15 protein-coding genes and 1 riboswitch are annotated in these 16,035 nt (G+C 47.6%); of the genes, 14 read left to right on the top strand and 1 reads right to left on the bottom strand.

All coding sequences use genetic code 11. From position 1 onward, the window contains the following. Positions 1 to 39 precede the first annotated feature (39 nt). The 9 genes from KQI39_RS09340 to KQI39_RS09300 all read left to right on the top strand — a co-directional run bounded on the left by KQI39_RS09340 (position 40) and on the right by KQI39_RS09300 (position 9,521). A complete protein-coding gene (locus tag KQI39_RS09340) occupies positions 40 to 498 on the top strand; it encodes a ferritin-like domain-containing protein (RefSeq protein WP_148446325.1) in 459 nt (152 codons plus the stop codon). Between the two features lie 162 nt (positions 499 to 660). Beyond that, entirely contained in the window at positions 661 to 840 is a 180-nt protein-coding gene (locus KQI39_RS09335; RefSeq protein WP_148446323.1) for a DUF6472 family protein, read from the top strand. Positions 841 to 984: 144 nt separating this feature from the next. Beyond that, positions 985 to 2,328, top strand: coding sequence for an MATE family efflux transporter (locus KQI39_RS09330; RefSeq protein WP_177290781.1), 1,344 nt, complete (start codon positions 985 to 987; stop codon positions 2,326 to 2,328). 120 nt (positions 2,329 to 2,448) lie between these two features. Beyond that, the gene (locus KQI39_RS09325) at positions 2,449 to 3,438 is read left to right on the top strand and encodes a TAXI family TRAP transporter solute-binding subunit (RefSeq protein WP_216417980.1); all 990 of its coding nucleotides are present in this window, start codon (positions 2,449 to 2,451) and stop codon (positions 3,436 to 3,438) included. Continuing rightward, a complete protein-coding gene (gene gltS / locus KQI39_RS09320) occupies positions 3,438 to 4,625 on the top strand; it encodes a sodium/glutamate symporter (protein WP_216418019.1) in 1,188 nt (395 codons plus the stop codon). Before KQI39_RS09325 ends, gltS begins: the two co-directional genes overlap by 1 nt. A gap of 99 nt (positions 4,626 to 4,724) precedes the next feature. After that, positions 4,725 to 4,919, top strand: coding sequence for a hypothetical protein (locus KQI39_RS09315; RefSeq protein ID WP_177290783.1), 195 nt, complete (start codon positions 4,725 to 4,727; stop codon positions 4,917 to 4,919). A 30-nt stretch (positions 4,920 to 4,949) separates the two neighbouring features. Then, positions 4,950 to 6,287 (top strand): MATE family efflux transporter, encoded by a 1,338-nt coding sequence (locus tag KQI39_RS09310; protein ID WP_253293133.1) that lies wholly within the window; start codon positions 4,950 to 4,952, stop codon positions 6,285 to 6,287. A 259-nt stretch (positions 6,288 to 6,546) separates the two neighbouring features. Beyond that, positions 6,547 to 7,827, top strand: a complete 1,281-nt coding sequence (locus tag KQI39_RS09305) for a 2-hydroxyacyl-CoA dehydratase subunit D (protein ID WP_216417978.1) — start codon at positions 6,547 to 6,549, stop codon at positions 7,825 to 7,827. Next, on the top strand, positions 7,824 to 9,521 hold the full coding sequence (locus KQI39_RS09300; protein ID WP_216417976.1) for an acyl-CoA dehydratase activase: 1,698 nt from the start codon (positions 7,824 to 7,826) through the stop codon (positions 9,519 to 9,521). Before KQI39_RS09305 ends, KQI39_RS09300 begins: the two co-directional genes overlap by 4 nt. Before the next feature lie 54 nt (positions 9,522 to 9,575). Here the strand turns inward: KQI39_RS09300 and KQI39_RS09295 are convergent, their stop codons facing one another. Further along, complete coding sequence (locus KQI39_RS09295; protein WP_173722209.1) at positions 9,576 to 10,352, bottom strand: helix-turn-helix domain-containing protein; 777 nt, start codon at positions 10,350 to 10,352, stop codon at positions 9,576 to 9,578. Between the two features lie 342 nt (positions 10,353 to 10,694). Here KQI39_RS09295 and arfA point away from each other — a divergent pair, with 342 nt between their 5' ends. The 5 genes from arfA to thiE all read left to right on the top strand — a co-directional run bounded on the left by arfA (position 10,695) and on the right by thiE (position 15,810). After that, positions 10,695 to 12,200: an arabinosylfuranosidase ArfA gene (gene arfA / locus KQI39_RS09290; protein ID WP_216417974.1), complete on the top strand. Its 1,506-nt coding sequence runs from the start codon at positions 10,695 to 10,697 to the stop codon at positions 12,198 to 12,200. Between the two features lie 62 nt (positions 12,201 to 12,262). Beyond that, entirely contained in the window at positions 12,263 to 13,252 is a 990-nt protein-coding gene (locus KQI39_RS09285; RefSeq protein ID WP_148446315.1) for an aldo/keto reductase, read from the top strand. A 102-nt stretch (positions 13,253 to 13,354) separates the two neighbouring features. Beyond that, a riboswitch (TPP riboswitch) is annotated at positions 13,355 to 13,457 on the top strand. A gap of 275 nt (positions 13,458 to 13,732) precedes the next feature. Next, a complete protein-coding gene (gene thiW, locus KQI39_RS09280; RefSeq protein WP_118061735.1) occupies positions 13,733 to 14,287 on the top strand; it encodes an energy coupling factor transporter S component ThiW in 555 nt (184 codons plus the stop codon). Continuing rightward, positions 14,250 to 15,152 carry a hydroxyethylthiazole kinase gene (locus tag KQI39_RS09275; protein WP_216417972.1) on the top strand — a complete coding sequence of 301 codons (903 nt, stop codon included), beginning with the start codon at positions 14,250 to 14,252 and terminating at the stop codon, positions 15,150 to 15,152. Before thiW ends, KQI39_RS09275 begins: the two co-directional genes overlap by 38 nt. A 16-nt stretch (positions 15,153 to 15,168) precedes the next feature. Beyond that, entirely contained in the window at positions 15,169 to 15,810 is a 642-nt protein-coding gene (gene thiE, locus KQI39_RS09270) for a thiamine phosphate synthase (protein ID WP_216417970.1), read from the top strand. Positions 15,811 to 16,035 lie beyond the last annotated feature (225 nt).

Here is a 16,035-nt window from a genome sequence, read left to right as displayed (position 1 = left end):
ACCATACTATCATTATTATCAAAAGAAAGGATGATCATAATGATATTAAAGGAAAAAGAACGCACAGTGATCCAGGATCTTCAGACACAGGAAAAAAGCTGCATTGAAAAATACGGAAAATACGCACAGCAGGCCAGGGATCCGGAGCTTAAAAGCTTATTTCAGACTCTTCAGAAAAAAGAGCAGGAGCATTACGATTCCCTGAGCCAGGTGCTTTCCGGTACAGTTCCACAGGTGGACTGTAACGACAGCGACGGACGGAACTATCAGCCAAACGCTGCTTACACATCGGTGATGTCCTCTGAGGATAAGGAACATGATGCGTTTCTTGCCACAGACTGCATCGGAACGGAGAAGCTTGTTTCGGGAGAATACAATACAAATGTATTTAATTTTGAGGACAGCAGTGTAAGGAAACTTCTGGCGGACATTCAGGTGGAGGAACAGAACCATGCGGAGATGCTTTACAAATATAAAACTGTGAATGCAATGTTCTGACATGGCGTAGAGCGATACAGTAAATGCAGACTGCGGAATCCGCCTGACTAAAACCATAAAAAACAGGAAGAATTTCAGCAATAGAATTCTTCCTGTTTTTGCTATATAATCAGGGAGAACAGCGGGCAGAAACATCGGCTCGCAGGGAGAGGAGGGATCACCATGAAAGGAACTAGCTGTGAATACTGTGCAAATTATACATATGATGAAGAATGCGATGAATATTACTGTGATATCAATCTGGATGAGGATGAATACTATCGTTTTGTGAGCAGCGATTACAAGGAATGTCCGTATTACCGTTCCGGAGATGAATATAAGGTGGTACGTCACCAGATGTAACGATAAAGTGACAAAACGCAAAAAAAAAATGCTGATATTTTGAGAATCTCAAGCAGAATTACACTTGAAGAGAAGATAGTTCTCTGATATAGTATGTCTCTGGATGCGAAAAATGTGCACGCGAACATGGAGAGGAGAGACATCATGGCAAAAGATCTGACAACGGGAAAACCGTGGAAGGTGATCGCCCGGTTTTCCCTGCCGGTTATCGGAGGAAATCTGTTTCAGCTGTTTTATACTCTGGCAGATTCTGTGATCGTGGGAAAAACGCTGGGCGCAGATGCGCTGGCAGCAGTAGGAGCCACGTCAGTCATCGTTTATTTTGAACTCTGTTTTATCCAGGGTTTTACAGGCGGATTCGGAATACTTCTGGGACAGGCATTCGGAGAGCGTTCAAAGAAAAAAATGGAACAGTCAGTCAGTGCGTCCTGGGTGCTGAGTATTGGATTTACCATACTTCTGACGTTGATCTTAAGTTTACTTGCCCACCCGATCATAGGATGGATGAATACACCGGAGGATATTTATGACAGAGCGTATATTTATCTTCTGATCATCTTTCTGGGGACAGGTGCTACGGTACTTTATAATATGATCTCCAATATGCTGAGAGCGCTGGGAGACAGCAAGACACCATTGTATTTTCTGATCTTTTCATCCCTTTTGAATATCGGGTTGGACATTCTGTTTATTGTACCTTTTGGATGGGGCGTGGCAGGAGCGGCAATTGCGACAGTGGCTGCACAGCTTTTGTCCGGAGTATTTTGTGTGATCGTGGCCGCAAAGAAATTTGAGGTGATGCGTTTAGGACGCAGGCTTCTGGCCATAGAGAAAAATCCGCTGATCGCCCATCTGAAGATAGGCTTTCCAATGGGCTTTCAGATGTCTGTTATGTGTATCGGACAGTTGGCTATGCAGGCGGCGGTAAATCATATCGGCACCAGCGCTATTGCCGGTTATACAGCGGCTACAAAGGTAGATCAGCTTGCAATCCTTGTAAATAATGCAGTAGGAATTGCCATTGCAAGCTATGTGGCACAGAATTTCGGGGCAAGACAGTGGAAACGTATCCGTGTGGGAGTGAAGGACTGTTTTCTGATGCTCACAGTACTGAACATATTTATGGGAGTACTTCTTCTTGCCGGAAAGGGACTGGTTGTTCCGATGTTTGTAAATAATCCCACAAAGGATATCATTTATTATTCCGATACATTTCTCTGGACGGTAGTTCCTTTTTATATACTGCTGGGAGCAGTATCTGTATACAGAACGACGATCCAGAGCATGGGAAATGCATGGGCACCTTTTGGGGCCTGTATCATAGAGCTGGTCGCAAGGGTTACCTGTGCCATGTTTGTATCGGTTTATTTCGGATACCGGGCGGTGTGCTTTTCCACTCCGTTTGCATGGATGACATCCTTGTGCCTGCTGATACCGGTTTACTTCATTATAGAATGCGGCCGGATGAAAGAATACGAACAAAGATGATCATCTGTGAATATGTGAAAAGCATCATGGAAAAATTTTCTGTGGTGCTTTTTTGTGTACGCCTGTACAAAACACTTGTCTCTGTGATAAAATCTGTTTCGAAAAAAATATAGAGAGGTGATGATTGTGAAAAAGAAACTGGCAGTGATCTTAAGTGTTCTGCTTGTACTGGCACTGGCAGGCTGTGGCAGCAGTTTTGATAGGATACGGTTTGGTGCGGCAGCGCTGGGCGGCGGCTATCATGCCCTTGGAGACACGATCGCCAATCTGGTGAATACGGATGACAGTAAATACGAACTGGAAGTAAAAACAACAGCCGGTTCTGCGGCTAATTTAAGGCTGCTTTCCGATGATTATGTCCAGCTGGCTATCGCCCAGGCGGATATGATCAATGATGCATATTATGGAGAGGGTTCTTATAAAGATAAGAAATACCAGGGATACAGTGCGGTGGCTGCGCTTTATACAGAAGCCTGCCAGGTGGTTGTGCGCGCGGATTCCGGTATCACTTCCATTGATGACCTTCAGGGAAAAAAAGTCAGCACAGGAGAAAAGGAATCCGGAACGGAACAGAATGCAAAACAGATCCTTTCCGTCTATGGACTGGGAGACGGGCTTGTTGATACCGTCAACCTGGATTATTCCGGAGCAGCCCAGGCGCTTCAGGACGGAGAGATCGACGGATTTTTCTGTACTGCAGGTATTCAGACAACGGTGATCGATGAGCTGTCTAAACAGTGTGAGATCCGGGTGCTGGATCTGGATCAGAAAAATATCGACAAGCTTCTGAAAGCATATGATTTTTATACTGCATATGAAATTCCGGAAGGAACCTACAAAGGCCAGGATGAAGCGGTGAAGACTGTAGGCGTGAAGGCAGTTCTCCTTGCAGGGGATAAGCTGAGCGCACAGACAGTAGAAGATATCACGAAGCTTTTATTTGACAACAGACAGGAGCTTCAGTATTCCCTTCCTGTAGATATCACACTGGAAGAAAAGACATCCACAGACGGAATCACCATTCCATTCCACGAAGGAGCAGCGAAGTATTATGAATCCTGCGGGATGGATGTAACGACAGAGAAAGGCGACCAGAGTGAAAGCAAATGATGAAGATTGAGTTGGATATGTATCAGACGATTGCTGTTGCGGTGGTTGTCTTAATGTTAGGTAGTTTCCTGAAAAAAAAGTTTAAAGTGCTGGATCGGTTCTGTATTCCGGCACCGGTTGTAGGCGGAGTGCTTTTTGCGATTTTTACCTGCATCTGTTATGCAACAGGGCTTGTGGAATTTTCTTTTAATGATATACTGAAAGAAGTATGTATGGTATTTTTCTTTACCTCCGTGGGATTTCAGGCAAACCTGAAAGTCCTGAAAAGCGGTGGAAAGGCACTGATCGTTTTTCTGGGCCTGGTCATTGTTCTGATCGTTTCCCAGAACTTCCTTGCAGTGGGACTTGCGAAGCTGATGCACATCAGTCCGCTGATCGGACTTTGTACAGGTTCCATTCCCATGGTTGGAGGACATGGTACAGCAGGTGCTTTCGGACCGGTTCTTGAGGACTTCGGAGTTGCGGGAGCAAGTACACTTTGTACCGCAGGTGCAACCTTCGGTCTGATCGCCGGAAGTATGATGGGCGGCCCTATCGGCAAGAGACTGATCGAGAAAAAAAATCTTCTGGATACGGTTGTCCAGGAAGATGACAGCCTTCTTGTTGAGGAGGAAAAGAAACACGAGCGTCACACAAGTATGTATCCGGCAGCGGTATTCCAGCTGATCATTGCCATCGGAATCGGAACCATTGTATCGGATCTGCTGTCAAAAACAGGCATGACCTTCCCGATCTATATCGGAGCCATGATCGCGGCAGCTTTTATCCGTAATATCGGTGAGTATTCCGGCAAGTTCACGATTTACATGGGTGAGATCAACGATATCGGTGGTATCAGCCTTTCCCTGTTCCTGGGAATCGCCATGATCACACTGAAGCTGTGGCAGCTGGCAGATCTGGCACTTCCGCTGGTCATCCTGCTTGCAGGTCAGGTGCTGCTGATGTTTGTATTTGCTTACTTTGTGGTGTTCAATGTTATGGGAAGAGACTACGATGCGGCAGTACTTTCTTCCGGTGTCTGTGGTTTCGGTATGGGAGCCACACCAAATGCCATGGCAAATATGCAGGCTGTCTGCGAGAAATATGCGCCTTCTGTAAAAGCATATCTTCTTGTGCCGCTGGTAGGAAGTCTGTTTGCGGATTTCCTGAACAGTCTGACGATTACATTTTTTATCAATTTCTTATAAGTTTTTGTCCCGTGAGTGTGCGGCTAAACGGAATGTACCAGGCAGATGCACAGGCGGGGACAGGATGACTCGATAAAATACAGGGGATGAGGGATCGAGATGTTTGGAAAGAAAATTTTTGGAAAAAGACAGGAAAAGAAATCAAAAGAATACAAGATCATAAACGAAAATGTTGCAGTACCGGAGGTACATACCGGTGAGGATGCGGACATAGATGATAAGGCAAAAGATGAGCCGATCACCTACGACAATGTGGCAATTCCGGAGATACATATCCGTAAGAAAAAGAAATAACCAGCACAGAAAAGATAGAAGGTGAATGAATTGTCAACATCCATGGTAAAGGGAAATCCGCTGAAGCTGATGGTGCAGTTTGCGTTGCCCCTTCTTCTGGGTAACCTTTTGCAGCAGACTTATAACATTATTGATGCGGCCATTGTAGGCCAGATTCTGGGAGCGAAGGCCCTGGCAAGCGTAGGTGCCACCAGCAGCGTGCAGTTTCTAGTCCTTGGTTTCTGCATAGGAATCTGCGCCGGTTTCGGTGTTCCTGTGGCAAAATATTTCGGGGCAGAGAAGCATGATACCATGCGGAATTACATATTTAACGGCGCAGTGCTTACTGCAGGAGCTGCGATTGTGCTTACGTCTATGTGTGCGATCCTGTGCAACCAGATTCTGCATATTCTGTCAGTGCCGTCAGATATTTATGCCAATGCGTATCGTTATATCCTCATTATCTTTCTGGGGATCCCGTTTTCGCTGCTGTATAATTATCTGTCCAGTATCTTAAGATCTGTGGGTGACAGCAGGACACCGTTTATCTTTCTGGCGTTTGCGGCAGTTTTGAATATTTTTCTGGATCTGTTCTGCATTGTTGTTCTGAAATGGGGATGTGCGGGAGCTGCCATTGCCACCATCACGGCACAGGCCATCAGCGGAATCTGCTGTCTGTTTGTGATCTCCCGGAAGATGGAACTGATGTGGCTGGGGAAAGCTGACCGCCATATGAGAAAAGAAGCGGTACAGGAACTTCTTCTGATGGGAATTCCCACAGGACTTCAGTATTCCATCACTGCCATCGGAAGTATGGTGATGCAGTCTGCAAATAACGGTCTGGGCAGTGTTTATGTATCTGCCTTTACTGCGGCTATGAGGATCAAACAGTTTGCCATGTGTCCGTTTGATGCGATCTCAACGGCAGCTTCTGTGTTCTGCAGCCAGAACCTGGGAGCAAAACAGCCGGATCGGATCCGAAAAGGACTTCGCCAGGCAGTTACCATTGGAGTTGCGTACGGTGCTCTGATCGGAGTGGTGCTGATCTTTGGCGGCCGGACGCTGACACTGATTTTTGTAAATAAGAGTGCGGTGGATGTGCTGGATGCCTCCGCAAAATATCTGAGATACCTTGGATTTTTCTTCTGGAGTCTTGGTATTCTCAATGTAAACCGTATGGTGACACAGGGACTGGGATATTCCGGCAGAGCTGTGTTCTCCGGAGTGACGGAGATGATCGCGCGCGTGATCGTCAGTGTGGGATTTGTGGGAACTTATGGATTCACGGCGATCTGCTGTGCGGATCAGGCGGCCTGGATTTCCGCAAGCTGCTATATCCTGCCTACCTGCCTGATGTGCGTACGCAGGGCAACGGAAAAAATGAAGTAGAGTAGAAACTATGATAAATGCAGGTTTTCCACGGGAAAGAATGCGATTTCTGTGGAAAATCTGCATTTTTGCGTTGGGGGATGTGGAAAACAGTCGCAGAGTGTAACAAAAGCATATACATAATTGCGTAATACAGCGGAAAATGCCGCCCGGATTTGTAAAATTTGGCGTGTTTACTTTTGAAAAAAATATCTTTATAATAAAAATATTGGTCTGACAGGATACAATATATTTTTGACCTACGAAAGGATGTGACAGATTGGATATCATAAAAAAATTCGGGGACATGGTGGGAGAGAGATCCATCAAAGACCCGGAAAAAGCACGAAAACTTCTCCTCACAGGCTACCGGCTTCAGGAAAAACGTCTGCAGCTTTTTCCTGACAGGAAGCTTCCGGCTTCGGGACAGTATGTAGCCCGTGTAGTCATGCAGAATATTATCAAAGCCCTTGCAAAACCGGACGATACCGCTCTGGTGAGCATTTTTGTACCGGGAGAGCTTCTGACAGCAGCAGGGATCACTCCGTATTCCGTGGAGGCAATGTCCTGCTTCATCGCTGGAACCAGATGCGAACAGGCATTTCTGGCACAGACGGAATCAGAGGGCTTTCCGGAAACCATGTGCTCCTATCACAGAGTTTTTCTGGGAGCGTCCATGACAGGATTGGTACCGAAGCCCAAATGTACCATCTACACAAACCTTGCCTGCGATGGAAACATGATGACGTTTCCTTATCTGAAACAGAAATATCAGATCCCGGGCTTTTATATTGACGTACCCTATGAAAAAAATCAGGATTCCATCAGCTATGTTGCAGATCAGCTTCGCGAGATGAAGAAATTCCTGGAGGATGTCACAGGCAAAAAAATCTCAGAGCAGTCGGTACAGCATGCAGTTGCCAACAGCAATGAAGCGGCCTCCTATTACAGCCGCCAGCTTGCCCTCAGAAAGGATCACGATCCGGTGACTTCCCTGACAAATGAGCTGTATGCGATCTTTATGTGCCATCTTCTGGCGGGCTCAGAGGAATCCCTGAAATACACAAAAATGCTTCTTGAGGATGTGAAGAAGGCACCAAAGGGGGAAGGTCTTCATATTTTGTGGATGCATATGATGCCGTTTTTGCAGGAGCCGGTAAAGGATGTATTTAATTACAGCCAGAACGTGCATATCCGTGCCTGTGATTTTGTTGCAGACGGTTTTCAGCGGATGCAGGCCTCGGATCCTTATGAGGCCCTTGCGGAAAAAATGGTCAACTGCATTTACAACGGAAGTGTGAAGCAGAGGATCCGGCGTGCCCAGGAGCTGGCGAACCTTACAGAGGCAGACGGCGGGATCCTTTTTGCGCATTGGGGCTGCAAGGGAACCATCGGAGCTTCCAGCCTGATCAAAAATTCTCTGGAAAATGCAGGACTTCCAACCATGGTCCTGGACGGTGACGGCTGTAACCCGGCCAATTCCAGTGACGGCCAGGTATCCACACGACTTCAAGCATATCTGGAAATGCTGTCAGAAGGTAAGGAGGAAAAACGGTCATGATACATTACGTCTGTAAATATACACCGCTGGAGTTGTTTAAGGGCTTTGGCGAGGAATGTGCGGTTCTTGAGGAAATGCCGGAGAATTTTGAGCTTTCGGACCAGATCGCCCATGCTAATCTCTGTGGCTTCGGAAAATCTGTGATCCAGGCAGTGCTGGAGGGAAAGGTAGAGCAGCTTGTTCTTGTTAACTGCTGTGATTCCATGCGCCGTGTGTACGACATTGTGGAAAGTACCGGTAAATGTAAATTTTTGTACATGCTGGACATGCCTCATGAGGATAACGACTGTGAAAAGGTGAAGCTTGCCCAGGGCATCCACCGTCTGAAGAAAGCTTATGAGAAATTTTCGGGGAAAACCTTCGACAGAAGTGGATTTCTGAATGCTTTTTCCCATGAGACTGTGGATAACCAGCCGTATATCGGTGTTCTGGGTGTCCGTGTCAGCGGCATCCTGGAAAAAATGATCCGGGATAATATCCGCATGGATGTGGAAAACCTGACCTGTACAGGTGGAAGACGTCTTGCAGTGATCCGTGAGGAGCTGGAAAAAATGGAAGACGATGCTATGTTCCTGGCTTATGCGGATGCACTTCTTTCCCAGATGCCCTGCTTCCGTATGAACAACAGCACCAGAAGAAACAGACTGTATCTGGATCCGAACCTGAAGGGGATCATTTATCATACTATCAAGTTCTGTGATTATTATGGTTTTGAATATGCAAGTATCAAGAGAGATATCAAGGTTCCGCTTCTGAAGATCGAGACAGATTTTACAAGCCAGAGTGCAGGACAGCTCCTTACCAGAGTGCAGGCTTTTGCGGAGACCCTGGAAGGCTCTGAGGATATGGACCCATCAAAAGGAATCAGCGAGGAGATAAGAAAAAAAATGGAATCAGGAGTTTATTATGTGGCAGGAATCGACAGCGGTTCCACAAGTACGGATGTTGTGATCCTGGATAAAGACGGAAAAATTAAATCGACCATGATCATTCCCACAGGCGGCGGCGCTATGATGAGTGCAGAGAAGAGCCTGGAGATGGCCGTGGAAAAAGCAGGGATCAGGAAAGAAGATATCGTGCGTATCGTTACTACCGGATATGGACGTGCCTATATTGACAGTGGTGATGACAGTATCACAGAGATTACCTGTCACGCAAAGGGAGCCCATTATCTGAATCCGAATGTGCGTACAGTTATCGACATCGGCGGTCAGGATATCAAGGCGATCAGCATTGACGAGAACGGTGCGGTAAAAAATTTCCTGATGAACGATAAATGTGCAGCAGGAACCGGACGATTCCTGGAAATGATGGCCCGTACTCTTGGACTTTCCCTGGAGGAGATGAGTATCCGTGGTCTGGATTGGAAAGAGAACGTAGTGATCTCAAGCATGTGTACTGTATTTGCAGAGTCCGAGGTAGTTTCCCTGGTTGCCCAGAATAAGGACGTGGCAGATATCATCCATGGTCTGAATGTATCTGTTGCTTCCAAGGTAGGAGCTCTTGCAGCCCGCCTTGGCAAAAAGAATCCGGGGGAATACATGATGACCGGTGGTGTTGCCAGAAATAAAGGTATCATCCAGGCATTGGAGGAGAAGCTGGGGGCGAAGCTTTATATCTGTGATGAGGCACAGCTTTGTGGTGCGCTTGGTGCGGCACTGTTTGCTTATGAGAAGTGTAATGCGGCACGGTGATCAGATCAGACAAGTTGCCTGCGCAGTAAATGCAGAGTGTGAATATCCTTTTGGTCAGGGGCGGCGTGCCCACTCACTGGGCGAACAGCCACAGTTCTTTCGGAAGTACCGGCTGAAGTGTGAGAGATTTGAAAATCCGCACAGCAGAGCCACCTGTTGAACAGGCAGAGCTTCGTTGGTGAGCAGATTTTTGGCTTTTTCCAGACGGAGCAGATTCAGGTCAGCATGAGGGGTGCTGTCAAAAAAATTCCGGTAACAGGAATAAAACTGACTTTTTTCGAGATTAGCCATGGCGCAGAGCTTTTCTGTTGTCCATGGCTTTTCGTAATTTGTAAGCATTTCCAGACGGATTTTTTGGAACAGGCTGCAGAGCTCCGAGTCTGAAGACTTGCTTGTATCTGTACTGCGGAGTTCCCGCGAGGCTGTGATCATCAGCTGGCAGAGCAGGGCATACTCGTAGTCCCGGGAAAAAACTTCTCTGTTCAGATATTCATGCTGCAGCTTCTGGATACAGTGATCGATCTCCTGGCAGTCACTGGGGTAAAAAATTTCGTTGCAGGGAAGTCCGAACCGTTTTGCCAGATTTTCTCCGCAGGAAAAATGGACATAACTGTTCCGGAATTTTCGCACAGCCTGATAATGCTGGGGATTTCCCGGAATATAAAAGATGCAGGCATTATCCCGGGTGACAGTAAGCTGACCGCCCAGATAAACCTTCATTGGTGTTTTAAATAAAAGAAAAAGAAAATCTCCGCTTCCCTCCGGTCGGAAAATCCTGTCGTAATCGGAGTTGGAACGGTTGTATTCGCAGAAATTTAAGGTGAAATCCATGAAAATGCTGCGCTCCTTTCATTACGTAGATCAGACAATCCGACTGTGGCATTGTAAAGAACTTTCTGTCTGGAAGTATAAAGTAAAGTGACAGAGGGACGTCCGTCTGGTAAGACTGTCTTTACGATAAATCTTACCGGAAAAAAAGTCAACTGTTTCGGAAGATAATCACTGGTATGGATAGAACAGGATGGTAAAATGAAACATAGAAACGGTTGATTTCCGATCTGTCTGAGAGTGTGTGAGCGAACAGAGGCGTAAGAGCCGGTATATGGCGGAATCGGAAACAGAGTCCAATGCAGTGGCAGGCAGAAAATAATAATTTACAGGAGGATTTTTACAATGAAAAAAGCGCAGATCATCGTGGACAAATATTTCCTCACCGGAAAAACAGACAAAAGGATCTATGGTTCCTTTATAGAACATCTCGGACGTGCGGTTTATGAGGGGATTTATCAGGAAGGCAGCCCCCTTTCTGATGAGCAGGGATTCAGGAAGGATACTCTGGAACTGGTAAGGGAGCTTCAGGTACCGATCGTTCGTTATCCGGGCGGAAATTTTGTATCTGGATTCCGCTGGGAGGACAGCGTCGGACCGAAAGCTCAGCGTCCGTCCAGACCGGAGCTGGCCTGGGGTGTCATCGAGACAAACCAGTTTGGACTCAATGAGTTTGTGGACTGGTCCAGAAAAGCCGGCAGCGATGTGATGATGGCAGTAAACCTGGGAACAAGAGGACCGGAGGATGCGAAAAATCTTCTGGAATACTGTAACTTTAAGGGTGGTACCTATTACAGTGATCTCCGTAAGGCTCACGGCTATGAACAGCCGCATGATATCAAATTATGGTGTCTCGGAAACGAGATGGACGGTCCGTGGCAGATGGGACATAAAACTGCGGCAGAGTACGGAAGAGTTGCAGCAGAGACTGCCCGCCTGATGAAATTTATGGATCCGGAGGTTGAGACTGTTGCATGCGGAAGCTCCAGTCTGGAAATGCCTACCTTTGGCTCCTGGGAGTATACGGTTCTTGACGAGGCTTACGATCAGGTGGATTATCTTTCCCTGCATCAGTACTATGGAAATGCAGCGGGAGACACTGCCGATTTTCTGGCAAGCTCCAAGGGCATGGATGATTTTATCTCAGGAGTGGTTTCCATCTGCGATGCTGTAAAAGCAAAGAAGCATGGAAAAAAACAGATCAATCTTTCCTTCGACGAGTGGAACGTATGGTACCACAGCAATGAACAGGATAAAAAGCTGGAAAAATGGGTACAGGCGCCCCATCAGCTGGAGGATGTTTATAACTTTGAGGATGCACTTCTTGTGGGAAGTATGTTGATCACACTTCTCCGTCATGCAGATCGCGTAAAGATCGCCTGCATGGCACAGCTGGTAAATGTTATTGCGCCTATCATGACATCCGACACAGGCGCATGGCGTCAGACGATCTTTTATCCGTATATGTTGACAAGTGTGTTTGGAAGAGGAACCGTCCTTAATACACAGGTTCTCGCACCGGTATACGAGAGCAAAACTTATGGCGAAGCGCCATATCTGGATTCTGTGTGTGTCTGGGAAGAGGAAAAGGATACGCTGACGATCTTTGCAGTGAATAAGAGTCTGGATGAGGATATGGAAGTTTCCTGTGACTTAAGACAGTTTGAGGGATATAAGATCGTAGAGCATATCGTGCTGAATAATGACGATCTTCAGGCAGTCAATACAGAGGCTCAGCCCGAGAATGTAGTTCCTGTAAAAGCCAGTGCAGAGTGCTCAAAGCTGGACGGCGGAGAACTGGAAGCAGTTTTTGCAAAACACAGCTGGAATATGATTCGTCTTGCGAAATAGGTGTAAGTGAAGGAATTGGTTACAGAAAATGTAAATTATGTGGCATTATGGGAGGGCTTTTTATGTACACACCTGCAAAAGAACGTTACGAAACCATGGAGTACAACCGCTGCGGAGAAAGCGGTCTGATGCTTCCCAAGGTATCTCTTGGATTATGGCATAATTTCGGAGATACTTCTGATTATGAAAATATGAAACAGCTGTGTTTTACAGCTTTTGACAATGGCATCACACAGTTTGACCTTGCCAATAATTACGGACCTGCCTACGGAAGTGCGGAGCGGAATTTCGGCAAGATCCTGAAGGAAGAACTGATGCCTTACCGTGATGAACTGATCATCACAACCAAGGCCGGCTACGATATGTGGGAGGGCCCTTACGGAAACTGGGGCAGCCGCAAATATCTTCTGGCGAGCCTTGACCAGAGCCTGAAACGCATGGGCCTGGAATATGTGGATATTTTTTATCATCACAGAATGGACCCGGAGACTCCTCTTGAGGAGACTATGGGCGCGCTTGCAACAGCAGTTCAGCAGGGCAAGGCCCTCTATGTGGGACTTTCCAATTACGATGGAAAAACTTTAAGCCAGGCAGCAGCGATCCTGAAGGATCTGAAGTGTCCGTTTGTGATCAATCAGAACTGCTATTCTATTTTTGACAGAACTGTGGAAGAGAACGGCCTGAAGAGAACCACCGGCATTCTGAAAAAAGGCCTTATTACTTTCAGCCCTCTTGCACAGGGACAGCTGACAGACCGCTACCTGAACGGAATCCCGGAGGACAGCCGTATCCGCAAAGACGGAAGATTCCTGAAAGAAAGCGCACTGACACCGGAGCGTCTGGACCAGATCCGCAGACTGAACGATCTGGCAGCGCAGCGAGGAGAAAAGCTTGCAGATATGGCACTTGGCTGGCTGCTCCACCATGAGGAGGTCACCAGTGTACTCATCGGCGCTTCCAAGCCACAGCAGATCCTGGATAATGTGAAAGCGATCCACTGTGCACCGTTTACAGAGGAAGAGCTGCGTCTGATCGATGAGATCTCAAAGTAAGATTCCTGAATATTGGTTTGACAAAAACATCCGGTACATAGTTGATGTTTCATGATTCGTTGACAATGGAATACGGGTGTGCTATATTGAGGAACAGAAAAGAAAAGAGCCAGCGGGAGCTTGTGTGACAGGCTGAGAGGAAGATAGATCTTCGACCGTACCTGATTTGGGTAATGCCAACGGAGGGATTGTGATATGAGAGCGTGTCTCCGTGGTGTTTGCCGGGGGATGCGCTCTTTTTGTGAGCTTCTGCGAAAGAGCGGGCAGGAAGGGGAGCGCCTTAATGTCTGGCAGGAGGGTGATGTTCCGGAGATTTTTCCGGAAGGATCATGTAAGCGATGGGAATCCGTGTTTTCGGAGTGAGAGGAAGTAAGGGAACTTCGACCGCCAAAATCTAAAGGCAGACTGCAGCAGCCGGGAAATTTTTTGCCCGGGATCCGCTGCTTGTGATCTGCTTTGTATTTCAGGGAGGAAAACACAATGGAAAAACAGAGGATGCACACGCTTCGTATGGTAATGCTGGCAATGATGGTTGCGATCGGTGTCGTAATTTCACCGATCCTGAGGATTGAGGGAATGTGCCCGACGGCGCATCTGGTGAATATCGTATGTTCGGTTCTGATGGGACCGTGGTATTCCCTTCTCTGTGCAACGATGATCGGCGTGATCCGTATGATGTTCATGGGAATCCCGCCACTTGCACTGACCGGTGCAGTGTTTGGCGCATTTCTTTCAGGTGTGTTCTACAGACTTTCCAAAGGTAAGATCATCTGTGCGGTGATCGGTGAGATCTTTGGAACAGGTATCATCGGCTCTATGGTTTCTTATCCGGTGATGGCATTCCTGATGGGAAGAGGCGGACTGACAGCGTTTTATTATACGCCGATGTTCCTTGCAGCAACCACAATGGGAGGATGTGTTGCCTATATTTTCCTGAAGGCTCTGAGTAAAGCAGGTCTTCTGGTGAAATTCCAGGCAGCTTTGGGTTCAAAAACATATGAGACAAAGACTTTTACAACTGCGAAAGCAAATTAAAGAGGAGAAGCCGCTGATCCACTGCATCACCAATCCGATATCGATCCATCACTGTGCAAATGTGATCCTTGCAGTTGGTGCAAGGCCGATCATGGCGGAGCATCCGGCGGAAGTTGAGGAGATTACAGCTTCTTCCGGTGCTTTGATGCTGAATCTTGGAAACATTACTGATGCCAGGATCAAATCTATGAAGTGCTCCATGGGAAGAGCTGTGGAAAATAAGATTCCGGTCCTGCTGGATCTTGTGGGGGTTGCATGCAGTGACCTGCGGCTGGATCTGGCGAGGGAGCTTTTAAGTATTGGCCATCCGGCGGTTCTGAAGGGAAATATGTCGGAGCTTCTGGCTGCTTCCGGGCTTCCGTCCCATGCCATCGGAATTGATGCGGGAGCACAGGATGCGCTGACTTCAGAAAATATTGATGCGGTCAGTGATGTGCTGAAGGCTTTTTCCAGAAATAATCAGGCGGTGGTGCTGGCTACCGGGAAGCAGGATTTTGTTACGGATGGCGAACAGGTTGTTCTGATTGAAAATGGTACGGCAGCGTTGTCCGGGATTACCGGGACCGGCTGTATGGTTGGGGCGCTGACTGCGGCGTTTTTGCCGGGGTGTGAAGATCATATTGCGAAAGAGATGACGGATCGTACAGAGGCAGGTGTCTGGTCTGGCAGTGAGATGGGATTAAATGGGAGATCCGGGAATTATCTGGATGCTGCAGTTCTTGGCACCGCACTGATGGGTATTGCCGGTGAGCAGGCTGAAAAAATTTCCCGCGGGCCGGGAAGCTTTCAGGGGAATCTGCTGAATGAGATTTATGGGATTTCTGACAGGCAGCTGCTGGGAATGCTGAAGATTGAAATGTATTAAAGAAGAGGATTTTGAGATGGATAGAAAAGATTTGGATGTAACGCTGTATCTGGTGACGGACAGTACGTATCATACAGAGGAGTCTCTGCTTCATACGGTGGAAGAGGCCTGTAAGGGTGGTGTGACTCTGGTTCAGCTTCGTGAGAAGAATACGGGTGGACGGGAGTATCTGGATAAGGCGTTTAAGGTGAAGGAGATTACGGATCGGTATCATGTGCCGTTGATTATTGATGATCGTGTGGATGTGGCGCTGGCCTGTGATGCGGCTGGTGTGCATGTGGGGTCTTCGGATATTCCGGTTGCTGTGGCCAGGAAGCTGATGGGGCCGGATAAGATTGTGGGGGCTACTGCCAAGACGGTGGAGGCTGCCATGAAGGCTTATGAGGATGGCGCGGATTATCTTGGTGTGGGGGCGATTTATCCTACTACTACGAAGGTTGTGACGATTCTTACTAAGGTTTCTACTTTGAAGGATATCTGTGAGGCGGTTCCGATTCCGGCGGTTGCGATCGGGGGATTGAATGCTGGAAATATGGATGTGCTGGATGGTGCAGGGATGAGCGGTGTGGCTGTGGTTTCGGCCATTATGAAAGCGGAGGATCCGCGGAAGAATGCGCGGGAGTTGAAAGAGAAAGTTGTTGCGCTGATGGGGGAGTAAATTGAGGAATGTTTGGAGAACAGTGATGGATTTTGGATTCATTGCTGTTCTTTTTTGTTGGAGGCAGCACACGCCTCACGGGCTGGTGTCTCCAGCCGGAAAGTTTGGATGGCCTGACGGGAGTTGGCTGAACATCAGTGCGGTGTTGGCTGCCCGGACGCTGGCAAGGCGTGTGCTGTCCGGCGCCGGGGCTTCGTCGGAGGCTGGCTTCTAAGCCGCTGAAAA

Source organism: Blautia sp. MSJ-36 (genome assembly GCF_018917985.1).
GTDB lineage: Bacteria > Bacillota > Clostridia > Lachnospirales > Lachnospiraceae > Blautia_A.
This window is presented reverse-complemented; position numbering and strand designations above follow the sequence as displayed.